The sequence below is a fragment of the Massilia rubra genome (assembly GCF_011682065.1).
In the GTDB taxonomy this organism is placed as follows: Bacteria; Pseudomonadota; Gammaproteobacteria; order Burkholderiales; family Burkholderiaceae_D; genus Telluria_A; species Telluria_A rubra.
Genome location: NZ_VUYU01000023.1, coordinates 55,497 through 76,362 on the forward strand (window position 1 = coordinate 55,497; position 20,866 = coordinate 76,362).

The 20,866-nt window shown below is 64.3% G+C and carries 21 protein-coding genes; 12 read left to right on the plus strand and 9 right to left on the minus strand.

Annotated elements, in window-relative coordinates; translation table 11 throughout:
• Positions 1-21 precede the first annotated feature (21 nt).
• From F0185_RS26025 to F0185_RS26045, 5 genes are all read left to right on the plus strand, one after another.
• Positions 22-486, plus strand: a complete 465-nt coding sequence (locus F0185_RS26025; RefSeq protein ID WP_167229426.1) for a hemerythrin domain-containing protein — start codon at positions 22-24, stop codon at positions 484-486.
• Between the two features lie 92 nt (positions 487-578).
• Complete coding sequence (locus F0185_RS26030) at positions 579-1,190, plus strand: hypothetical protein (protein ID WP_167229429.1); 612 nt, start codon at positions 579-581, stop codon at positions 1,188-1,190.
• A gap of 191 nt (positions 1,191-1,381) precedes the next feature.
• Complete coding sequence (locus F0185_RS26035) at positions 1,382-2,200, plus strand: Crp/Fnr family transcriptional regulator (protein ID WP_229477191.1); 819 nt, start codon at positions 1,382-1,384, stop codon at positions 2,198-2,200.
• A gap of 177 nt (positions 2,201-2,377) precedes the next feature.
• Positions 2,378-2,707: a DHCW motif cupin fold protein gene (locus tag F0185_RS26040; protein WP_167229432.1), complete on the plus strand. Its 330-nt coding sequence runs from the start codon at positions 2,378-2,380 to the stop codon at positions 2,705-2,707.
• A 10-nt stretch (positions 2,708-2,717) separates the two neighbouring features.
• A complete protein-coding gene (locus tag F0185_RS26045; RefSeq protein WP_167229435.1) occupies positions 2,718-3,197 on the plus strand; it encodes a GNAT family N-acetyltransferase in 480 nt (159 codons plus the stop codon).
• Between the two features lie 38 nt (positions 3,198-3,235).
• Here the strand turns inward: F0185_RS26045 and F0185_RS26050 are convergent, their stop codons facing one another.
• On the minus strand, positions 3,236-4,807 hold the full coding sequence (locus F0185_RS26050; RefSeq protein WP_167229438.1) for an oleate hydratase: 1,572 nt from the start codon (positions 4,805-4,807) through the stop codon (positions 3,236-3,238).
• Positions 4,808-5,086: 279 nt separating this feature from the next.
• Here F0185_RS26050 and F0185_RS26055 point away from each other — a divergent pair, with 279 nt between their 5' ends.
• Entirely contained in the window at positions 5,087-6,313 is a 1,227-nt protein-coding gene (locus F0185_RS26055; RefSeq protein WP_167229441.1) for a PQQ-dependent sugar dehydrogenase, read from the plus strand.
• On the opposite strand, the gene F0185_RS26060 is transcribed toward F0185_RS26055, so the two are convergent.
• The gene (locus F0185_RS26060) at positions 6,270-8,114 is read right to left on the minus strand and encodes a sensor domain-containing phosphodiesterase (protein ID WP_223164581.1); all 1,845 of its coding nucleotides are present in this window, start codon (positions 8,112-8,114) and stop codon (positions 6,270-6,272) included. The genes F0185_RS26055 and F0185_RS26060 overlap by 44 nt on opposite strands.
• Before the next feature lie 477 nt (positions 8,115-8,591).
• Between F0185_RS26060 and F0185_RS26065 the strand changes: the two genes are divergently transcribed.
• On the plus strand, positions 8,592-9,572 hold the full coding sequence (locus F0185_RS26065; RefSeq protein WP_167229516.1) for a chemotaxis protein: 981 nt from the start codon (positions 8,592-8,594) through the stop codon (positions 9,570-9,572).
• A gap of 241 nt (positions 9,573-9,813) precedes the next feature.
• Here the strand turns inward: F0185_RS26065 and F0185_RS26070 are convergent, their stop codons facing one another.
• The 3 genes from F0185_RS26070 to F0185_RS26080 form a co-directional block, all read right to left on the minus strand.
• A complete protein-coding gene (locus F0185_RS26070; protein WP_167229444.1) occupies positions 9,814-9,996 on the minus strand; it encodes a hypothetical protein in 183 nt (60 codons plus the stop codon).
• 48 nt (positions 9,997-10,044) lie between these two features.
• Positions 10,045-11,103, minus strand: coding sequence for an alpha/beta fold hydrolase (locus F0185_RS26075; protein ID WP_229477192.1), 1,059 nt, complete (start codon positions 11,101-11,103; stop codon positions 10,045-10,047).
• A 108-nt stretch (positions 11,104-11,211) separates the two neighbouring features.
• The gene (locus F0185_RS26080) at positions 11,212-12,024 is read right to left on the minus strand and encodes an EcsC family protein (RefSeq protein WP_167229447.1); all 813 of its coding nucleotides are present in this window, start codon (positions 12,022-12,024) and stop codon (positions 11,212-11,214) included.
• A gap of 149 nt (positions 12,025-12,173) precedes the next feature.
• Here F0185_RS26080 and F0185_RS26085 point away from each other — a divergent pair, with 149 nt between their 5' ends.
• The 5 genes from F0185_RS26085 (at position 12,174) to F0185_RS26105 (ending at position 15,691) form a co-directional block, all read left to right on the plus strand.
• Positions 12,174-13,154 (plus strand): SMP-30/gluconolactonase/LRE family protein, encoded by a 981-nt coding sequence (locus F0185_RS26085; protein WP_167229450.1) that lies wholly within the window; start codon positions 12,174-12,176, stop codon positions 13,152-13,154.
• 178 nt (positions 13,155-13,332) lie between these two features.
• Positions 13,333-13,524, plus strand: coding sequence for a hypothetical protein (locus F0185_RS26090; protein ID WP_167229452.1), 192 nt, complete (start codon positions 13,333-13,335; stop codon positions 13,522-13,524).
• Between the two features lie 116 nt (positions 13,525-13,640).
• On the plus strand, positions 13,641-14,258 hold the full coding sequence (locus F0185_RS26095; RefSeq protein WP_370664068.1) for an AIM24 family protein: 618 nt from the start codon (positions 13,641-13,643) through the stop codon (positions 14,256-14,258).
• Between the two features lie 50 nt (positions 14,259-14,308).
• The gene (locus F0185_RS26100) at positions 14,309-14,950 is read left to right on the plus strand and encodes an AIM24 family protein (RefSeq protein ID WP_167229458.1); all 642 of its coding nucleotides are present in this window, start codon (positions 14,309-14,311) and stop codon (positions 14,948-14,950) included.
• Between the two features lie 3 nt (positions 14,951-14,953).
• The gene (locus F0185_RS26105) at positions 14,954-15,691 is read left to right on the plus strand and encodes an AIM24 family protein (RefSeq protein ID WP_167229461.1); all 738 of its coding nucleotides are present in this window, start codon (positions 14,954-14,956) and stop codon (positions 15,689-15,691) included.
• A gap of 64 nt (positions 15,692-15,755) precedes the next feature.
• Here the strand turns inward: F0185_RS26105 and F0185_RS26110 are convergent, their stop codons facing one another.
• From F0185_RS26110 to F0185_RS26125, 4 genes are all read right to left on the minus strand, one after another.
• The gene (locus F0185_RS26110) at positions 15,756-16,715 is read right to left on the minus strand and encodes a beta propeller repeat protein (RefSeq protein WP_167229464.1); all 960 of its coding nucleotides are present in this window, start codon (positions 16,713-16,715) and stop codon (positions 15,756-15,758) included.
• Positions 16,716-16,738: 23 nt separating this feature from the next.
• Positions 16,739-17,713: a DMT family transporter gene (locus F0185_RS26115; RefSeq protein WP_167229467.1), complete on the minus strand. Its 975-nt coding sequence runs from the start codon at positions 17,711-17,713 to the stop codon at positions 16,739-16,741.
• Positions 17,714-17,933: 220 nt separating this feature from the next.
• Positions 17,934-19,505 carry an FAD-dependent monooxygenase gene (locus F0185_RS26120; protein ID WP_167229470.1) on the minus strand — a complete coding sequence of 524 codons (1,572 nt, stop codon included), beginning with the start codon at positions 19,503-19,505 and terminating at the stop codon, positions 17,934-17,936.
• Between the two features lie 238 nt (positions 19,506-19,743).
• A complete protein-coding gene (locus tag F0185_RS26125; RefSeq protein WP_167229472.1) occupies positions 19,744-20,865 on the minus strand; it encodes an ABC transporter ATP-binding protein in 1,122 nt (373 codons plus the stop codon).
• Between the last annotated feature and the right edge of the window lies 1 nt (position 20,866).

Consider the following 20,866-nt stretch of genomic DNA (forward strand, 5'->3'; position numbering starts at 1 on the left):
CTCAGTGTTACTGGAACCAACATGGAAAGCATGCAAGACGACGCCATCGAGATACTCATCGTCGAGCACGAAGAGGTTACCGCGCTGTTCGAACAGTTTCGCGGCCTGAGTTCGCGCTCGACGGAGAGCAAGAAACGCATCGCGACCGACATCTGCGACGCCCTGACCGTGCATGCGCTGCTGGAGCAGGAGATCTTGTACCCGGCGGCAATGAGCGTGCTCAAGGATGGGGAAATGATCGCCCAGGCCATCGTCGAGCATTCCAGCGCGCGCGAACTGATCGACCGCATCCGCGCCATGGAGCCGGAGAACGAACTGTACGACGCCACGGTTAAAGTGCTGTGGGACCAGGTGACGCGCCACGCGCGCGAAGAAGAAGAGAAGATGTTCCCGCGCCTGCGCAAGAGCAAGCTGGACCTGGTGGCGCTCGGCGCGCGCATGACGGCGTACCGCCAGACGTTGGATGCCTCCGGCACGACAGGTTAACAGTCACCCGCACTGCCATCCTCACACCCCGGACATGGAAGGGCATCGGTCGGCGCACGGTAGAATGTAGTTTTTACAACAATCATCTCTCCATGTACAAGCCAGCAAGACTCACCGCGACTCCGGATACGCCCTTTGGCGGCATCGTCATCGTTCTGGCGATCTTGCCGGGACTGATTTACATCGTCGGTTTCTGGCGGGTCTTTTTCATGCCGGTGTCGCTATGGGCGGGACTGGGCGCGGCCTTTGTCGCCAACATCATGCTGGGACCGGGGCTCACGCGCAGGGCGCAACGAGATATCGACAGGGGCATGCACGGCACCGTCAGGCCGGGTGGGCGTTTTCCGTGGCACGAGCGCCTGACCTTGCACGTGTTGGTGGGGCTGGTATTTTTTGGCTGGATGATGAGCGCGCTATGGCTGTGCGCGATGCTGGGCGCGCCGCCCGTGGAAGAGCGCACGTTCCAGGCGCAGGCGATCCGTGAATGCACAGGGCCGAAATGCCACATGTGCAAGCGCGAGGCGAAGACGATCCTGCGCTTTGAAACGAGCACGACATCGCTCTGCGTCGATGAAGTACAGCCGCCCTTGCGCGAGCGCGAGCCGATGATCGTGCGCGGGTATTTTCACCCGCTGATGATCCGCATCGACGCCGTGCGGCGTGCTCCCGCCGCGCCGCTTGCCAGCCCTGCCGCCGCGTTGTGAGCAATACATGGCGCCGGTGCCGGATGCTGGCCCGGGCCGCGTATCTGTCTGACGTCGCGTAGGACTTAGATGACAAAGCGTCATTGTTCATACCTACAGAGTGTCATCCACTGGTCCGATGGTTGCTTTTGTGACCGACCATTACAGTAGAGTCATTGATGAGTTGAACCTGACAAACACCGAGGCCTACCATGTACCGCACGCAAAATATCGACTTGAACAGCAACGCCAGCAACGCTATCCGCACCATCGCCCTGGGGGGCGCCGCCAAGCCGGCCGCCGTCAAGCCGATGATCAGCGTCGCCGGCGCACAGCAAAACGAATTGCTGCGTGCCTTGTCCCGCACCGACCTGGAAGCCCTGTTCCCGCACCTGGAACTGGTACCCATGGTAGCAGGCAAGCATCTGTATGACTTCGGCAGCAAGTTCGACTACGCTTACTTTCCGACCAACGCCATCGTCTCGCTGCTGTACGTCATGGAAGACGGCGCCACCACCGAAATCGGCGTGGTCGGCCGTGAAGGCGTGCTGGGCCTGGCGATGTACGATGCCGAACGCGCTACCTGCAGCGCCGTTGTGCAGACCGCCGGTTACGCCTACCGCCTGAAAAGCAGCGTGCTGCGCGAACTGGTCGCCGCCGGCGGCGCCATGGCCCAGCTGCTGATGCGCTACACCTTCGCCATGTTCGCTCAACTGGCGCAGAACGTGGTGGGCGGGCGCCACTGCACCATCGAACAAAAACTGTGCCGCTGGTTGCTGGACCGCCTCGACCGTTCGCTGACGGACGAAATCAAGGTCACCCAAGACACCATGGCGACCATGCTGGGCGTGCGTCGCGAAACCATCACCATGACCGCGCGCAAGCTGCAAGCTGACGGCCTGATTCAATATCGTCGCGGCACCGTCGCCATTCTCGACCGCGCCGGCCTGGAAGAGTGCGCCGGCACCTGCTACCGCGCCGGCAAGATCGGTTTCGAGCAGATGCAGGCGAGCGCCTGGAACAACGCGTAACTGTTCTCCTGGCGGCGCGGACAGCACATCACCGCCCGCGCCGCCATCTTCATTTTGCGGGCCGGCCGGTCGCTGGCCCGCCCGAGCGCCATTTCCATCTCCATGCTATTTTATGCCGTGACGGACGCGAAAAAGCCGCGTCCCATCCTCTTTCACGGCATTCGATAAGGCATGCGCATGAACATCTCAGATATTTCCTTTGGCATTACCGAGTGGGCCGGCGTGGAACGCACCGAGCATCGCGGCGAAACCGGCATGGCCTGGTGGCAGACGCGCCAGTTCGGCGCCATCCGCGTGCGCATGGTCGAGTACAGCGCCGCTTACCTGGCCGATCACTGGTGCAGCAAGGGCCATATCCTGTTATGCCTTGAGGGCGAGCTCGAAAGCGAACTGGCCGACGGCCGCAAGTTCATCCTCACACCCGGTGTCAGTTACCAGGTGGCCGATAACGCCGAGGCGCATCGGTCCAGCACGCGCCATGGCGCCAAACTGTTCATTGTCGATTGAGGCGAGGGCCATGCCGGCATTGCGTGCGGCCGAGCTGGCCGATATCGACGCCATGTGGGCGCTGCGCACCCGCGCGATTCGCCACGGTTGTCGCGATCATTATGCGCCCGAGGTGATCGGGCCGTGGTCGGCGGCGCCGGCGCCGCTATCGTATCCGTGGCTGGTGGGCAGCGGCGGCGCCGTGATTGCACACGAGCAGGGTGCGATGCTGGGCTACGCCATCCTGGATGTGAGCACCGGCGAGGTCGATGCGGTATTTGTCGACCCGGCGGCGGGCGGACGGGGAATCGGGAAGGCGCTGCTGGCCGCCCTGGAGCGGATGGCGATCGAGCGTGGCTGCACGCGCTTGCATTTATCGGCCTCGCTCAATGCGGTGGCGTTTTATAGGGCGGCAGGATTTGTCGAGCTGGGCAATGCGGTCTATGCGCATCCGAGCGGCGTTGCGCTGGACTGCGTTGAGATGGAAAAGCACCTGTCCGGCGCGGGGTAGAATGCGCCCCCGGCACGGCGGCCGGGGGCGGTACTTCATTACTTCAATGCCTTGAACAGCGCCTCGAACTGCGTGCTCAATGCGTGATCGTGCTGCTTAATCGGCGGCACTTCGCGTTGGATGTCGAGCAGTTCATACACCGCCATCTGGGCGGCGCGCACCGAATACTCCACCGTGAACACCACGTCATCGGCAATCTCGACGAACTGGCTGATGAAGGCCAGGTTCTTCGATTCCTTCGGCACCGGCAGCGGACGGTCGCTGTGCACGCGCGGCATGAACATGCTGGTGATGTAGGGCATGCGGCAAGGGATGCAATTGGCCGTTTCCACCGCGTCGAGATCGAAGCGCAAATGGCCGCACAGCTCGCGCAGGATTTCTTCGCCGGTGCAGTCCGACATCGGCTTGGCGACAAAATTGCCGATCCGGTCCGGCGACAGCCCATAACCCCAGAACACTTGCACGCCGGCCGGCTGGTTGGCAAAGTGCGGCTGGTGCGCCAGCACGATCGACATGAACCAGTTCGAATCCTTGAACGTGACCAGGCCGCCGGTGCCGGCTTCGTTGCCGCTGAACGCCTGCATCTTGTCGAAGAAGCGCGGGTCCTGCAAGGTCACCGTGAACGACTCCCAGTACGATTCGGCGATGCTGCTGTTGAACGCGGCCGGATTGCCGAAGCCGGGTTGCGCGGCGGCCAGTTTTTCCCACAAGGTCCAGCCTTCGCTGTCAGTCTTGTCGAGTTTTTCGGGGGCGCTGGTCATGCTGCCCAGGCTGGACGCATCGGTCATCGAACCGTTCTGGAAGAACACCAGGTCGCCGGCTGGCACGTCCACGTGCTCGCTGTTGCCCGCATGCAGGCACTCGAAGCCGGTGACGACGAATTTGCCGTCGACCGTGGCGTGACCGATGTCAGTCACCTTGCAGTCGAGGATGAATTGCACTCCTTGCTGTTGCAGCCATGCCTGCAGGGGACGCACCAGCGAATCGTACTGGTTATAGATCGTGCGGCGCACCCCGCCCAGGGTTTCGATGCGCGAAAACTCCAGCATGAAGCGGTGCAGGTAGCGTTTGAATTCCACCGCGCTGTGCCATGGCTGGAAGGCGAAGGTGGTGGCCCACATGAACCAGAACTCGGTTTCGAAAAACGCCGGGTCGAGCCAGTCGCTGATGGCGTCGGCGCCGAGCGTGTCTTCACTGGCCAGGCTCAGCTTGAGCAACTGGGCGCGGTCGTGCATCGAAAAGCCCATCGAGGTGACCGGCACAATGGCGCGGCGCATGTCGACCAGGCGCGCTTGCGAGTGCGACTTGTGCAGTTCGTTGAAGTCGACGGTTTCGTCGAACACGCTCTTGTTTTCGTCGGCGAGGGAGGGGATCGACTTGAACAGGTCCCAGGTGCACTCGTAGTTATCGAAGGTGAACATGCGGCCGCCGCGCAGCGAGTAGCCGTGCTCGGGGGAACCGGCGCCGTCCAGGCTGCCGCCGAGCTGGGGAGCCGCTTCGTAGATGCGGATGTTTGCGCCGGGAACATTGCCGTCGCGGATCATAAACGCGGCCGCGGAAAGCGAGCCGATACCGCCGCCGAGCAGGTGGGCTTTTACATTGTTGTTCATAGGGGAGTCGTCCAAAAAAGGTGCATCGGTGTCCGGTGCGATCCGGACAAGTGGTTCCGGACGACATTGGCATCGGCAATTTGTTGCGACGCAGCATGCGTCCGGAGGCATGCAGAATCGCATGCGCGCGCCCCAAAAAAATTGATGCACATCAAAATTGCCAAAGCATTAATAGAGGGCGCGCTCAAGTAATGCGGCTGGAAATGCCGCGTGCATGCAATCCTCTATAATTCCAGCATCTTTCTGACTGGATGCCGCATGACGCCTTTTGACTCCCGTATGCTTGTTCGCCCGGCGCTGGCCGCCGCTCTTTGCCTGCTGGCCGGCGGCGCCGCCGCCGACACCTGCGGCGGCGCGCCCCGCCTAGTGGTCGCCACGCCGCCCGGTTTTTGCGCGGGCATTATCGGCCAAGGATTCAAGTTCGCGCGCGGCGTGCAGCCGATGGCCGACGGCAGTGTGCTGGTGGTCGACCTGGGCGGCTGGCAGCCGAACCAGGGCAGCGTCTGGCTGCTCAAGCCGGGCGCGGCGGGTTTCCAGAAAACCCTGCTGATGAAGAAAATCGACCGCCCCAACGGCATCGTGCTCGGTCCCGACGGCCTGGTGTACGTGGGCGCGATCAAGCGCATCTTCCGCTTCGACCCGCGCGATCCCGAAGGCACGGTCAAGGATGTCATCGGCGGCAATTCCGGCACGCCGGCGCTGCCCGGCATCGGGCGCCATCCTTTGACCGCGATGCGCTTCGACGCCAAGGGCGACTTGTATGTGAATGTCGGTTCAGGCAGCGACCATTGCGAAGGCAAGGATGGCAAGGCGCCGGATGCGGGCAAGCCGTGCGCGGAAGCTAGCGGGGCGAACGCGCTGGGCGTGCTGCGCAAGTATCGGATGCAATGGCCGGCCGGCACCGTCAAAAGCTGGGAAGTCCACGCGACCGGGCTGCGCAATTCGATGGCGCTGGCCGTCCACCCGGCCACGCAAGCCTTGTGGCAGGGCGAAAACTCGCGCGACGCGATCCAGGCGGCCATGAAGGGCTTGAAGAACGATAACGACTTGCCGCACGATGAGTTGAACCTGATCGAGGCGAAGGGCAACTACGGCTGGCCTTACTGCTACGATAACAATGTGGCCAGCCCGGAGTATCCGGACGCCAAGTGCGGCGCTTACCGCGCGCCGCTGCGCCTGCTGCCGGCCCACGCGGCGCCGCTGGGCATGACCTTTTACACGGCCAACATGTTTCCCGCGCAATACAAGAACAGCCTGATCATCGGCTACCACGGTTACCGTGCGAATGGGCACCGGCTGGTGGCCTTGCTGCCGGATGCGCAGGGCGCGCCGCTGGGCAAAATGATCGAACTGATCAGCGACTGGGGCCCCAGGCCGAAGCAGTCGCCCGGCGCGCCGGTCGATGTCAAGCAGGGGCCGGACGGCGCGATTTACCTGGTCGAGGACCGCAGCGGACGGGTCGTCAGGTTGCAGTACGCATCCCCGGCGCCGGCGCCGCGCAAATAGGCTTCCACGGCGCGCGCGGGGTCGCTTCGCTGGCCGCTGCACTGGCCTGTGCCCGGGCGCACCAGGCGAACAGCTCGTCGGGCGCGAGCGGCCGGGCGAACAGGTAACCCTGGCCCTCGTCGCAGCCCTGGTCGTGCAGCAACTGCCGCACGTCATCGGTTTCGATGCCTTCCGCCACCACGCGAAAGCCCAGCTCGTGCGAGAGCGAAATCATGGTGTTCACCAGCGTGCGGTTGCGCTCGCCCCCCGCCATGTTGCGTACAAAACTCTGGTCGATCTTGACCACGTGCGCCGGCATGCTCTGCAGGTACGACAGGCTGCTGTAGCCGGTGCCGAAGTCGTCGATCGCCAGGCGCACGCCGGCCTGGTCGAGCGCGGCCAGGGTGGCCAGCGCGGTGCCCTGGTTTTCCATGATCGCGCTTTCCGTCACTTCCAGTTCCAGCCAGCCCGGCGCCATGCGGTGCTGGTTCAGCAGGGTCGTCACGGTGCTGACAAAATCGGCTTCGAGCAGGTTGGCGGCCGAAACGTTGACCGACATCTGCAACTGCAAGCCGGCGCCGTGCCAGGCGGCCAGCTGGCGCACGGCCTCGCGCAGCACCCAACTGGTGGCGGCGCGCACCATCGAGGTCTGTTCCACCACGGGGATGAATTCGCCGGGGGGAACGTCGCCCAGCTCGGGATGGCGCCAGCGCAACAGGGCTTCGGCGCCGATGCAGGCGCCGCTGACGAGGTCGATGCGTGGCTGGTAGACCAGGCGCAGCTGGCTGGTGTCGCCCAGCGCCGCGTCGAAGGCGTTGAGCAGGGTGAAGCGGCGGCGGTAGGCGTCATCCTGGGCGGAGGAATAGGTGCCGATCAGCTGGCCGGTCTGGTGCGCGTCCTGCATGGCGTTTTGGGCAATGCGCAGCACGTCCAGGCAATCGGTGCGGCCCAGCTGGAAGGGCGCGATGCCGATCGCCGGCGTGGTCACGAAGCGCGAGGTGCTCCATTCGGCGCGGCTGCCCAGCCAGTGCGCCAGGCGCGCCCGGTAAGCGCCGTCGCCGGCGCCGGGCGGGGCGATGGTGATGAACTGGGTCGCCGCCAGCTGGTACACCTTGTGCTCGTCGCCCATGACAGCGCGGTAGGAAATGATCGCCTCGTTCATCAGGTTGTCAAAATACGAGGCGCCCATGACCCGCGCGGCGTTGTTGAGCTGCTCCTGGTTGGCCATGTTGACCAGCACCGCCACGCGCTGCTCGCCATGCGGGCGGTCCATTTGCAGGTCGGCGTAGTCTTCGATAAATTGTTTGCGATTCGGCATGCCGCTGAGCGGATCGACCCGGCCCAGGGTGTGCTGCAGCTCGATCTGGGCCATGACCATGGCCGCCAGGTCGGTCAGCGCGTCGCGTTCGGTAGCGCTGATGGTGCGCGGCTCCAGGCCCAGCACGCATATCGCACCGAGGTTGAAGCCGTCGCTGGTGGTCAAGGGGGCGCCGGCGTAGAAACGCACGCCGCTGTGGGCCAGGTGGCTGTCGCGGAAAAACGCATCTTCATGCAGGTCGTCAATTACGAGCATGGCGCCGCTGTCGGCCACGCTGGCGCAGGGCGCCTTGATGCGCGGGATCGAGGCATGGGCCACCCCGACCCGTGACTTGAACCACTGGCGGTCGCTGTCGGTCAGCGACACGGCCGCGATCGGCAAGCCGAACACGCGCGCCGCCATGCGCGTGATGCGGTCGAACGCTTCCGTGGGGGCGCTGTCGAGCAGGTTGAGTTTGCGCAGCGCCAACAGGCGGTCGGTTTCATTGCGGGTATTCATAGTCATGCCTTTTTGCCCGGAGCGCTGGGCCACATCGTGAACGCTATGTCATTCGGCGCGCTCGTTGTCACTGTTAACAAAGCAATGATGCAGGAAATGGGCATCGGGAAAAGGGTGAGGCGGGCCGCACAAGCCGGGGAAAAGCGGGTCGAGGCTTATGAAACAAATTGTAGCATCGAAAGAAAATTAATGCCTCAAAGCATTAAACGTACGAACGGCGCAACAAACCGGGTCGCTTGGGGTGAACGCCGATGATGCGGGAGGAATATTTACACGTATAATCGATCGGACTGGAGCGCCGGTTTGCCCGCGTTGCATGCTTCACCTCTCACCCTGATCCCCCATCCCCCGGGATCGACCAGCTCCGCCCGTCGGCCCAAGCCCGCCGATGCATCAGAACGCCAGGTTCGCGTCATCGCAGCACAACGCGCTCACACAGTTGCCGCCGGCCGCCGTCCAGTCGGGCGCAGGGAAAAGGAAAAAATGAATAACGTTCAACAGGATATCGACGAAAGAAGCAATCTCACCAGTCTCAACAAGCTGGAATTGCTCCTGTTTCGCCTGGGTGGCGATGCCGAAGGCAACCACTCCGAGCTGTATGCGATCAACGTGTTCAAGATCCGTGAAATCGTCGCGATGCCGCACGTCACGCCGATTGCGGATTCTCATCCGCATATGTTGGGTGTTGTTAATTTGCGCGAGCAGATTATTCCTGTCATCAATCTCCCGGCGGTGGTGGGATGCATTCCGGCGTCCGGGCTCAAGCTGCTGTTGATTACCGAATTTGCCCGTACCACGCAAGCGTTCGCGGTGGAGGCGGTGGAAGAAATTGTGCGGCTGGAGTGGACCTCGGTGCTGCCGGGCGACAAAACCGCCAGCGGCGCGCTGGTGACCAGCATTGCCAAGGTCGATGGGGACGTGCCGAACACGCGCCTGGCCCAGGTGCTCGATGTGGAATCGATTTTGCGCCAGTTGCACAGCAATGAAGAGCCGGATGTGGATGTCGACAGCATGGGCGCGCCGATCAATCTGCCCGAGGGGCAGGTGATTCTGGCGGCGGACGATTCCGTGATCGCGCGCGCGCTGATTGAAAACGCGCTGCAGGCGATGGGCGCGAAGTATGTGATGACCAATTCCGGCAAGCAGGCCTGGGACAAGCTCGAAGCGATCGATATCGCCGCCAAGAAAGAGGGTAAAACGGCGCGCGACAAGGTGGCGCTGGTGTTGAGCGACCTGGAAATGCCGGAGATGGATGGGTTTACGCTCACCCGCAATATCAAGCAGGACAGCCGCTTCTCGACGATTCCTGTGATTATTCATTCCTCGCTGTCGGGCGCGGCCAATGAAAATCATGTGAATGGGGTGGGGGCGGACGCGTATATTGCCAAGTTCGTGCCGGTGGAACTGGCGGCCTTGCTGCGCAAGACGCTGGCGAAAAGCAACACGCCGCAAAAGCGGGGGTGACAAGACGACGGTCGCGGCGCGGTGTCAAGGGCACCGCCGCCTTCGAGAACCACCGCCGCGTTAGAGAACCACCGCCGTGATAGGGAACCACCGCCGCGATAGGGAACCACCGCCGCGATAGGGAACCACCGCCGCGTCGTCCCCGCGAAGGCGGGGATCCAAGTCCGTAAATCAGCCGGTAGCTTCGGCACGAACTTGGGTCCCCGCCTGCGCGGGGACGACGGGGCGGCATCGTCCGATATCAGTGGTTTTGCTTCTGCTTGGCACCACCACCCGCACCGTCATCCTTACCCGCTTTTACACGGCTTTTTTCATCGTGGCTGCTCTTGTCATCCTTCTTGCCGGCCGCCGAATTGAGGTCCGCTTCGGTTTCCGGGCTGCCCGATTGCTTGTTCTGCGTACCGCTCGATTTCGATTGGGTCATGGTAAATCTCCTTGTGGCAGTGAAAAAAACTGTTCGGCGCGGCGCTGCCTAATGCAGCGTCGCCCCCGTATCTTGCTGAGCCCACCCGGGAATATGCGCGTAGCCCGCGCGTGCCCCGACTTCAAGCCGGGCTACCGCAGCCATGATCGCGTCCGGATGGGCGTAATGCAGCATGTGCCCGCAGCCTTCTTCAAGCTGCAGGTCGCTGTGCGGAACATCCTTGTGAAAACGCACCGCGTGCGCCTCGGCACTGACAACCTGGTCGTCGCAACCGGCCAGCACCGCAATCGGCAAACGCAGCTCGCCATAACGCTGCGACAGGCGCGCCGCAGCCGACATCAGCATGCCGCTTTCGGCGGCGCTGGCGCCCAGTTGCGCCGGCCGCAGCGACATCCATGCGGGAAAGCGAGCGAAGCGCTCCGGCACCGGCGCCGGGCCGAACATGCGCCGCGCCAGGGCCGGCCACATCAGCCGTCCAAGCAGCGGCGCTAGCGTATTTCTTAACACATGTCCCAGCAGCGGCAGGGCAGGCGCGGCGGCCAGCGGCGCGTCCAGGCGCATCGTCGGATAGTAATAGCCCGATACCAGCGTCATGGCGCGCACGTAGCGCGGGTAGTCCAGCGCCAGCGCCAGCGTCACCAGGGCGCCCCAGGAATGCCCGACGATGACCGGGCGCTCCACGCCCAGCGCGCGCAAGGCCTTGTAGATCAGGCGCGCCTGGGCTTCCGGCGTCCAGCTGGTGTCGCCCGGGCGTTCGCTGTGGCCGAATCCGGGCCGGTCGAATACGATCACGCGGTGCGATTCGGCCGCCTCGTCGAGCAGGCCGCTGAGCGCAAAGTCATCCGAATGCAATCCATTCCCGTGCAGCAGCACCAACGGCGATCCTTCGCCACGTTCCAGGTAGTGCAAACGGACACCATCGACCTCGATCACCTGGCCTTGCGCGGGATTGGCTTGTTCGGCTTCGCGTTTTTTGGCGTGCACGTAGACCATCGACGCGGCCAGGCCTGCGGCGGCGGCGAGCAGGGCAATGCTGCCCCAGCCGGGCGTGCCCGGTTCGGTGTGGGTGGAAATGCGATGCGGCATTGCGGTGCGGTTGTAAGGCATTGTGTGTCCTGCGGCAGGTGGATGAATGGCTGTCGTGGACGTACTTTGCCTGTCGCGGTCGGCGCCGGTCTGTGCGCCAGTCAACAGTACGCGCACCTTGCCTGCGGATCAGTCCTGTAGTTGCCGGTAGGCGGCACTGACCGCTTCCGGGCCGTACAGCCGTTCCAGCCGGCGCACCGTGAAGTGCCCGCGCGCCATGTCCTGGAAATGGTTGATGAACAAGGTGTTGACCAGTGCGCCGCCGGCCGCGCCGATGATCGGCACCATCATCGCCGCCGCTTTCTGCGACACGTGCACGTTGAAGCGGGTGGCGATCTGCGCAATCAGGCGCACCAGCGCCGGCGCCGCTTCGCTCGCCATGCCATGCTTGGCCAGGTACGCGGTGGCGTCCGCCATGGCTTGCGCCAGCGCGACGCGCGCCGCGTAATAACCGGCATCCGAGGCGTCGTCGTCGGCCGTCTTGCCGCCCAGCGAAAACACCATCAGGCAAGCCAGTTGCGCCTCGCCCGAGGCCAGGTCTTCGCCGTGCGCGCGGCCGATATCGGCAATCGAGCGCAGCATGACGACGGTGGACACCGGCAACTCGACGGCCAGCCCGGCAATGCCGAACGCGCCGCCGGCCGCGCCGCTCAAGGCCACCGCCGCGCTGTGCAGCTTGGGGAAGGATGAGGTTCCGGTCGGGCGCAGGGTGGCGTTGGCCACTTTCAGGCATTTGGTCAGCGACGTGTTGGTGACGGAGGCGATCTTGCCGCTCCAGGAAGCGGGCAGGGCCTTGACCGCCGCTTCCAGCGGCATGCCGATTACGTCGGTGATGCGGGCCACGTAGCCGGGATGCTCGAGCAGGTGCCTGGCCTGCTTCAATTCGGCCAGGTGCTCCTGCGATAAGCTCGCGCCGGCGCCGGCCGGGTGTACACGTTCCATATTTCCTCGCTGTTCAAGTGCCGCTGCGCACGGTGCGACAGGGCGATGCGTGAAGTATAGGCGAGTCGCGCCGAGCCGGCCCGCGCGCGCGGAAGGCTGCTACAATTTCCGCATTGATAGCGCTAACACTACCAGGGATACGACCGACGATGCCGACCACGCCACGCTGTTTTTCCCCACGCGGGGCGGCCGCGCCAACCCTGCGCCTGTTGATCGCGGCGCTGCTGTGCGCGCCGCTGGCGCAGGTGTCGGCGGCGCCCCCCGCCTGCAGCGGCGTGGCGCCCAGCGGCGAGCTGATCGCCACGCGCGTGCCCGGCACGACGCCGGCCGGCGCCGAAGCGGGCCTGTACGAAGGCCCGGTCTGGATCGGCGATGCGCTGTATTTTTCCCATTTCACATTCGGCCCCGGTTTTCCCTCGCGCATTCTGCGCCTCGGCCCGGACGGCACGCTGGGCACCGCGATCGCTGATAGCGGCAGCAATGGCCTGGCGGTCGACGCGCGCGGCAACCTCGTCGCCGGCACCCACAAGTTCAAGGGCGTATCGCGCTTCGACCTAATCAGCGGCAAGCGCAGCCTGGTCGCCGGCGCCTACCGGGGCAAGGTCTTCAACTCGCCCAACGATATCGCTATCGCCGCCGACGGCACGATCTATTTCACCGATCCCTCCTTCCAGCGCGCCGCCGCCCCGGGCGGGCAGGACGCCACCCGCGTGTACCGGGTGGCGCCCGGCGGCAAGGTCACGGTGGTCGACGGCGGGCTCGCCAATCCGAACGGGATTGCTTTGTCGCCGGCGGGCGATATGCTGTATGTCAGCGGCGGCGGCGAGCATGGCGTGCTGCGCGCCTATTCCCTGGTGCGCGGCGTGCCCGGCAAGGGACGCGACCTGGTCGGCGGCCTGGCGGTGCCGGACGGAATGAGCGTCGATTGCCAGGGCAATCTGTACGTGACCGAGCATGCGGCGCAGCGGCTGCGCGTGTTTTCGCCGGCCGGCAAGGAACTGGCTGTGATCAAGGTCGATGCCAACATCACCAACGCCGCGTTCGGCGGCGCCGACGGCAAGACCTTGTTCATGACGGGCGCCGGCGCGCTCTGGCAGATCCGGCTGGGCCTGCCCGGCAAGCCCTATTAGGATCGGCGGGTGAAAACTTTTGGTCTCTTGTGTTATGAGCCGAACATACGCGGCGGGCACGGGTACGCATACTGGATTCATGCAGTAACTTTTTAACCGAAAGAAATCATGAAAACCGCGCTTTGCCCGTTTCGCGTCCTGACCGTATCGCCACCGCCATCGTGCCGGAGCGTCTGACATGAAAACCACCAAACCCGATCCCCGGCCAGCGTCGCGCATCGAACGCGAAATCGAGCGCGAGCGCGACCAGCGCCACAAGAACGACGACGAGCGCTCGGGCGTGAGCCCGGCATCCGATTTCCGCATCAAGGATGCGCGCGAAAGCAGCGATTCCGGCATCCTGCACCGGTCGCGCTCGCGCTACGACTGATCCGGGCAGCGCGCGCCTGGCCGATTGCTGTCTTGACACGCATGCCCGACCCAACCAGAATGGAACGTTCTGGTTGCCGGCGCGCGCGCCGCGACCGCCTTTGTCAGGAGTATGCCGTGACCAGTTTCCGTAACAATTCCGATCGCCTGCTGGAAGTGACCCTTCAAAAAGAAACGGTGCTTGCCATTGTCGGTTCCATGGTCGCCTATACCGGCACCATCAAATTCGAAAAATCCATTCTTGGCGGCGAGGGCATCTTCGGCGCGCTCAAGCGCAAGGTGACCAACGAGGGCATGCAGCTGATGCAAGCCTCGGGCACCGGCACGGTGTTCTTCGCCCAGAATGCGGCCGAAATCACCGTCATTCCCTTGTCCGGCGAAAAAATGACCATCGAAAGCAGCAGCCTGCTCGCCTACGACACCTCGCTCAAGACCGGCACCAGTTTCGCCGGCCTGCGCGGCGCGGTCTCGGGCCAGGGCTTGTTCAGCACCACGGTCGAGGGACAGGGCAGCATCGCCGTCATCTCGCGCGGCAACCTGATCATGCTGGAAGTGACGCCCGCCAACCCGCTGCGCGTCGATCCGGATGCCTTTGTGGGTTACAAGGGCAATATCACCCAGGAATTCGTGTTCGATGTCAACTGGCGCACCATGGTCGGCCAGTCGTCGGGCGAATCGTACCAGCACAAGTTCAGCGGGCAGGGCGTGGTCTTCATCCAGCCCGCTGAGCGCTGACCGGGTGGCGCGCAGCGCTCTTGAACAATCGAATTTAGTGGGAGAATGCCATGCCGGCGTACCAGCAGATCAATGAAAAGATGATTGAGGTCAAACTCAATAACGAAGAAGTCTTCGCCAAGAAGGGGGCGATGATTTCGTACCAGGGCGAGGTCGCCTTCAGCAGTTCCTTCCTGGCGGGCCAGGGAGTCGAGAGCATGGCCATGCGCGCCGCCACCAACGAGGGCTACTCGCTGATGCTGGCCAGGGGCCGCGGCTCGGTCTACTACGCCTACGACGGCCTGTTCGTCACCATCATCCCGGTGCGTGGGGAGACGCTGTACGTGGAAAGCGAGAATGTGCTCGCTTTCGACGCGCGCATGACCGCTGGGACCATGTTCCTCGGCAACCAGGGCGGCATCCAGGGCATTGCGCGCGGGGCGGTGTCGGGGCAGGGCTTGTTCACCAGCACTTTCCAGGGCACGGGCGACGTGGCGATCCTGTCGGACGGCAACGCGATCGGTTTGCCGGTCACGCACGATGTGCCTGTGTGCGTCGATCCGCAAGCCTACATCGGCCATACCGGGCAGTTGAGCTCGTCCATCATCACCGACCTGAACTGGAAGACCTTCGTCGGCCAGGCCTCGGGCGAGTCGTATCAAGTCAAATTCACCGGGCAGGGCACGGTCTACATCCAAGCGAGCGAGAGGTAAGTCATGACAATCTACAATCCAGCGAACTTGCCGAGGAACGATAACCTGAACCGGTTTGCCTTCGTGGTGGACGTGACCGACCAGATCTTCATCCGCAAAGGCAAGATGATCGCCTTTTACGGCAACCTGAGCTTCGAGGCCATGGGCAGCAGCGTGGTCGAGATGCTGGCCCGCCGCGCGTTCAATGCGCCGAAGTACATCCACAATTTCGTGGTGGCGCAGGGGCAGGGCCAGCTGATTTTGGGCGACAACGGCAACGACCTGGCCTGCTACGACCTGGACGCGGCCAACATGACGATCCGCGCCAAGAACCTGCTGGGTTTTTCCAAGAACGTCATCTGCCAGGAATCGACCCTGCCGGGATACCTCACCCTGCTCGGGACCGGCAAGGTGATTGCCTCGTCCAACGGCCCGGTGCACTTTCTGGAACTGCCGTGCAGGGTGGATGAACAGGCCGTGCTGGGCTGGGCCGATTGTCCGAGTCCGTCGTACCGCTACGATTACGCGCACGTCACCGGATTTGTGTCGACGGTGGGGGCGCTGAGCGGCTTGACGCTGTCGGGCGAGGAAAAGCAGGTCGACTTTACCGGCGCCGGTACCGTGCTGGTGCAGTCGTCCGAGCTGGAACTGAGCGGCAGCTCGACCCTGGCGCATCTGGTTTCGCTGTTGCCGATGCTGGGCAAGGAAGACTTGGGCAAGCTGAGCCTGTCGCTGCAGCAGCAGACCCAGCAGCGGCGCTAGCGATCGGCGCGTTGGTGTGCGCCGACACCCACGGAACCTGCGGCAGGAAAGGGTAGGGACGCTATCAATTGACTCTTAGCGGCAGGAGTTTCCACGTAGAATCAGCGTTCATGCGTTTGAATAAGGCATTCGGCGAACTGGCATACACCCCGCCGTCGCCGCCATCGAGTACCTGTTCGATAATGATCGCCCTGCCCGGGGGCGTGGTGTCCGTCTGCAAGCCGGCGTCGGCGCTGCTCCAGTCGCGACCGTTGTTCTTGCTGCTGAAAAGCGCTGACCCGCAACGGGCAAAGATCTCCTCGCCGGCAATGCCCACTACCCCGCACCAGGTTTCGTGTGGGGTTTTTGAAGGGAAAATGACTTCTTTCCAGGTATTGCCACGGTCCTCGCTGAGGTAGCTGTACTTGCGCTGATCTATATCGTGCACGTTCGCGACCACGATTCCTTTTTGACTCGTCATCAGCCTGTCTGCCTGTTTGACATCGGGGACGCTCAGCAACTTCCACGCGCCGTCCTGGGCCGGCCTGCGGATGATACCGATGGACGTGATCGAATAAAAGTATGTTCCATCTTCAACCAGGTTGCTGCACTGCGAGGCGCCGGCGGGCAGATCTGATGCGCGTACCCAGTTCGTCCCGCTATTCGAGCTCCGGTAAAGATGAGAATTGAAACACGAATAATGCATTTCCCCGATCGACGCATGCGGGCCGGGCGCGGGAACCGCAGCCGTGCCGTGTCCGAGCGGAAGGGCGCCCTTGTTGTCGAGTTTCAATTCATGTTCATGGTCGAATCGCTGCCATGCATATTCATTGTCCCAGGAGTGACGCCATGTCAGGCCGCCGTCGGTACTTTTGTTATACCCCCTGAGCGCAATGTGCACCAGGATGGACCGGTCCGGCGCGACGACGACAGACTTAATGACCGGTACTGTCGGTGGCGGCAGCGCGTTGGCGCTTGAAGCGATCAGCATCATGAGTGCGAGTGATGCCAAGGCAGATGCGCTTTTGCGCCCGGGAGTGCTCATTTCAGGTCCTTTATGCATGTTTACTACCCAATGTGATCGGGACTATACCCCACTGTCGCCGTGGGTTGAACCGCATGCATCCGCACGGCCCATACCACGCCAGCCACCAGCAAGATAATCGCCGCGCTTTCCAGCACCCGTGGAAACTGGCGGTGATACACGAAGCCGTAGCACAGTGCGAACAGCGTTTCGAACAGGATCAACTGCCCCGACAGGGTCACCGGCACGCGCCGGCTGGCGATATTCCACAAATGGTTGCCGATGACCGAGGCGCCCAGCGCCAGCAAGGCATTGGTGATCCAGAACACTGTCCAGTTGCGTCCGCTTGCCGCGCCTGCCGCGCCGGTGACGTCGCCATGCCAAATGGCAAAGGCAACTGCGCCGATCGCCAGCGCGATCAGGCCGCTGGCCATGCCGTACAGGGCCGACCATTCCGCGCTGCTGAAATGCGCGTTGCGCTTGAGGAAACGCGCATTGTCGAGCCCGTACCAGCTCCAGCACAGCAGGGCGCCGAACGCGCACAGCACCCCGAGCAAGGTCGCCCCAAGACTGGCGCCGCTGGCGCGCGCGTGCAGGAACACATCGATATTGATACAGGCGATACCGGCGCCCACCACCAGCAGTGGCAGCGCCAGTTGCGACATGGGAATGGCGCCATGATCCTTGCGGCCGAGCAGGGTGAGGGTGATCGGCAGCAAGCCGATAATGAGCGAGGTTGGCGCCACCCCAGCCAGCTTGACGCCCAGCGCCAGCAGCATGTAATAGACGATATTGCCGGCCAGTGCATGGCGCACCAGCGCGCCGCAGTCGCTGCGGTCGAGCCGCTGCAACAGGCCACGCAGGCGCGGCAGCATCAGCCCGGTGGCAATCGCCCCGTAGGCGATGTAGCGGCCCACGGCCAGTTCGACCGGCGAAAACGCCGCCAATAATTCCGGCACGATGAACACCATGCCCCACATCGCGCCGGCCAGCAGGCCGCACAGTACGCCAGTCCACATCGTTGATATTCCTGTCACGCATCAGTTGCCAAGCTGACAGTGTGGCACGAAGTTGCGGCAGGCGTGCGGCTGCCCCCGCCAGCGTCTCTTTCTCCATCGGCGCAGACATGCTGGTCCGTCACGGGGCTGTTAAGTTCGTCCAGAAGCAGGTGAACTGCAAACGGAACCCGGGCAGCACCTGGGCCAGGCAAGCGCGCTCTTGTACCTGGCCGCATGGTGCTTAAGCGAGCATCGCCACCTGCTTTATCGCGTCGTCCAGGGTCCGGGCCGGATCGGCAGCCAGCCGGCTTGCCCGCCACGCGATGAGCGCGTCCGGGCGCACCAGCACAGCCCCCTCCGCACCGACGCCGAAGCGATGCTCGAAGCTGGCGTCCGCCGGGAAAACGATATCCACGCCGACCTGCAAGGCGCGCAGCGGCCATGCTGGCCCCGTCTGCGCGCGTGCGGCGTCGATCCAGCTGCGGTCCCGCGCCAGCAGGGTGAAGCCGTCCGTGGCCAGATCCAGCGTGGACAGCGTACGTCCCCCGGCCTCGACCCACACATGGGGGATGCGTGTTCCCGGCTGGCCGGCCCATTGATCGGGGTGCGCGGCCGCTGGCAGCGCGGCTCCGGCGCCGAGGATGGCGGCGGAGCGCTGCAACTGGCCCAGCTCCATTGCTTCATTGCCGAACAGCGCTTCGTGCTCCGGCGCCCCCTTGGCCCATTGGGCATAGTCGGGCCGCGCGAACGTCTGCTGGTGGCGCAGCCAGGCGATGGGGCGGCGTTCTTCGTCGTAGGTATCGAGCAGCAGGGGCGACGAGTGTCCCTGCACGACCATGGCCAGCTTCCATGCCAGGTTGGCTGCGTCGTCGATGCCGGTATTGGCGCCAAAACCGCCACGGGTGGGCGGCAGCTGGTGGGCGGCGTCGCCGGCCAGGAACACGCGCCCTTGCGAAAATCGATCGGCGATGCGGCCGGCAAGCTCCCAGCGCCCGGTGGCCAGCACCTCGACCGCCAGGTCCTGGCCGAGCGCGCGCCGCACCAGTTCCACCAGGTCGTCGCCGACGGGCTGCGTCTCGTCGAACATCAACGCCCAGCGGCCGTCGCCGTAGGTGGTCAGGAAGCACTTGAATCCGGGCTGCTCGATGTCGAACTGCGTGATGCCGCGCGCCAGGTAGGGTTCGGCGCCGGGGCAGCGGAACAGGATGCTGCGCAGCGTGCGCAGGTGGCCGATGCCCTGGCGTTCGATGCCCAGCGCAGTACGGACCGGACTGCCCGCGCCGTCGGCGCCGATCAGGTAAACGGCGCGCAGCGTGACCACGGCGCCGCTGGCGCGTACACGCACCTGCGCCGTCACGCCTTCCCCGTCCTGCTGGAAGGCGAGCAGTTCGTGCCCCAGCCGGAGGTCGGCGCCTTGCTGCGTGGCTGCGCTGCGCAAAATCGGTTCCAGGCTGTCTTGGGCGATGGCCGCGCCGCCGCAGGGAGACGCGCTGGCGCGCCGCTCCTGCGTTTCGCCGGGCGTCCATTCGGTCTCCTGGCGCCAGGCGCCGGTCAGCGAATCGGCCCGCACGCGGCGCAGGCGGGCCTGGGGCGGCACTTGCGCAATGCGCTCGCCGATGCCCGCCGCGCGGTAGTGCTCCATGGTGCGTTCGGTGAAGCCCATCGCACGCGGATGTGGCGCGCTGTCGTGGTGTTTTTCGATGACGATGGTGGCGACGCCGCGGCGCGCCAGGAACAAGGCGGCTGATAGGCCGACCAGGCTGCCGCCGATGATCAAGACGGCGCTGTCGTGGGAGAGGAAATGGTTTTGCATGGTACGTCCTTGTGGTGAGCTGCCGCAGGCACGGCGAAGGACAGGGCGTATTCCGAACGGAGGAGAAAAGCCGGGTCGAGACGGCGCCGTCACGGAAAAACGGCGCAGGTCCGCCTTCCGTCGCGGTCCGCGGCCCCCATGGGCTGGATTGTTTGCCCGCCGCGGGTGCGGCAGGCTGACCGGGGCTCACCACACCGGTCTACCATTTTCGACAGGGCGAGCTTAGATCAAAAATCGCTCATGCGCAAGCAGGTGCAAGTTCGCCGGTCCTGGGCTCGCCCGCAGGCGGACAGCGCCTGCCGTTTTCGCCAAACACGTGAATGCGCGCCAGCGGCGCCCCGAGCAGCAGGTACTGGCCCACCTCCCAGTTGGCGTCCGGGTCGGCCCGCACCACCACCTGCTCGGCGCTGCCGACCACCGTGGCGTACAGATAGCTGCCTTCGCCCAGTCGTTCGACCGCAAACACGGTCGCCGGGATGCCGTCGGCGACATGCGGCGCAATGTGCTCCGGGCGCATGCCCAGGGTGACGTGCGCGCCCGGCGCCATTTTCTCTGCCACGCACACCATCAGCTGCGCGCCCCCGGCCAGCGCCACCACGGCCTGGCCGGCGTTCCACTGGCGGATCTCGCCGCGTAAAAAATTCATCGGCGGCGCACCCAAAAAGCCGGCCACGAACAGGTTGTCGGGCCGGTGATACAGCTCGAGCGGCGCGCCCACCTGTTCCACGCGGCCGGCGCGCAGCACCACGATGCGGTCGGCCAGGGTCATCGCCTCGACCTGGTCGTGCGTCACATAGATCATGGTGGTGGCCAGGGTGCGGTGCAGCCTGGCCAGCTCGATGCGCATCTGCACGCGCAGCGAGGCGTCCAGGTTCGACAGCGGCTCGTCGAACAGGAACACGGCCGGCTGGCGCACGATGGCGCGCCCGATCGCCACGCGCTGGCGCTGGCCGCCGGACAGTTCCTTGGGCCGGCGCTGCAGCAGCGCTTCGATCTGCAAGGTCTGGGCGGCCTTGCGCACCGCCTCGTCGATCTGCGACTTGCGCTTGCCCGCCAGTTTCAGCGCGAACGCCATGTTCTCGTACACGCTCATGTGCGGATACAGCGCGTAACTCTGGAACACCATGGCCAGCCCGCGCTGCGCCGGCGGCACGTCGTTCACGCGCGCACCGTCGATCAGGATGTCGCCGCCATCGATGTCTTCCAGCCCGCAAATGGCGCGCAGCAGGGTCGACTTGCCGCAGCCGGACGGGCCGACGAAGACGATGAATTCGCCATCGCCGATATCGAGATCGATCCCGTGCAGCACCGCCTGCGCGCCATACGACTTGCGGATGCCCGTCAGCTGGACCCTTGCCATC

Bases quoted from the DNA above. Each gene is read 5' to 3' on its own strand.
- F0185_RS26025 (WP_167229426.1), top strand. From the start codon at position 22: ATGGAAAGCATGCAAGACGACGCCATCGAGATACTCATCGTCGAGCAC.
- F0185_RS26030 (WP_167229429.1), top strand. From the start codon at position 579: ATGTACAAGCCAGCAAGACTCACCGCGACTCCGGATACGCCCTTTGGC.
- F0185_RS26035 (WP_229477191.1), top strand. From the start codon at position 1,382: ATGTACCGCACGCAAAATATCGACTTGAACAGCAACGCCAGCAACGCT.
- F0185_RS26040 (WP_167229432.1), top strand. From the start codon at position 2,378: ATGAACATCTCAGATATTTCCTTTGGCATTACCGAGTGGGCCGGCGTG.
- F0185_RS26045 (WP_167229435.1), top strand. From the start codon at position 2,718: ATGCCGGCATTGCGTGCGGCCGAGCTGGCCGATATCGACGCCATGTGG.
- F0185_RS26050 (WP_167229438.1), bottom strand. From the start codon at position 4,807: ATGAACAACAATGTAAAAGCCCACCTGCTCGGCGGCGGTATCGGCTCG.
- F0185_RS26055 (WP_167229441.1), top strand. From the start codon at position 5,087: ATGCTTGTTCGCCCGGCGCTGGCCGCCGCTCTTTGCCTGCTGGCCGGC.
- F0185_RS26060 (WP_223164581.1), bottom strand. From the start codon at position 8,114: ATGACTATGAATACCCGCAATGAAACCGACCGCCTGTTGGCGCTGCGC.
- F0185_RS26065 (WP_167229516.1), top strand. From the start codon at position 8,592: ATGAATAACGTTCAACAGGATATCGACGAAAGAAGCAATCTCACCAGT.
- F0185_RS26070 (WP_167229444.1), bottom strand. From the start codon at position 9,996: ATGACCCAATCGAAATCGAGCGGTACGCAGAACAAGCAATCGGGCAGC.
- F0185_RS26075 (WP_229477192.1), bottom strand. From the start codon at position 11,103: ATGCCTTACAACCGCACCGCAATGCCGCATCGCATTTCCACCCACACC.
- F0185_RS26080 (WP_167229447.1), bottom strand. From the start codon at position 12,024: ATGGAACGTGTACACCCGGCCGGCGCCGGCGCGAGCTTATCGCAGGAG.
- F0185_RS26085 (WP_167229450.1), top strand. From the start codon at position 12,174: ATGCCGACCACGCCACGCTGTTTTTCCCCACGCGGGGCGGCCGCGCCA.
- F0185_RS26090 (WP_167229452.1), top strand. From the start codon at position 13,333: ATGAAAACCACCAAACCCGATCCCCGGCCAGCGTCGCGCATCGAACGC.
- F0185_RS26100 (WP_167229458.1), top strand. From the start codon at position 14,309: ATGCCGGCGTACCAGCAGATCAATGAAAAGATGATTGAGGTCAAACTC.
- F0185_RS26105 (WP_167229461.1), top strand. From the start codon at position 14,954: ATGACAATCTACAATCCAGCGAACTTGCCGAGGAACGATAACCTGAAC.
- F0185_RS26110 (WP_167229464.1), bottom strand. From the start codon at position 16,715: ATGAGCACTCCCGGGCGCAAAAGCGCATCTGCCTTGGCATCACTCGCA.
- F0185_RS26115 (WP_167229467.1), bottom strand. From the start codon at position 17,713: ATGTGGACTGGCGTACTGTGCGGCCTGCTGGCCGGCGCGATGTGGGGC.
- F0185_RS26120 (WP_167229470.1), bottom strand. From the start codon at position 19,505: ATGCAAAACCATTTCCTCTCCCACGACAGCGCCGTCTTGATCATCGGC.
- F0185_RS26125 (WP_167229472.1), bottom strand. From the start codon at position 20,865: ATGGCAAGGGTCCAGCTGACGGGCATCCGCAAGTCGTATGGCGCGCAG.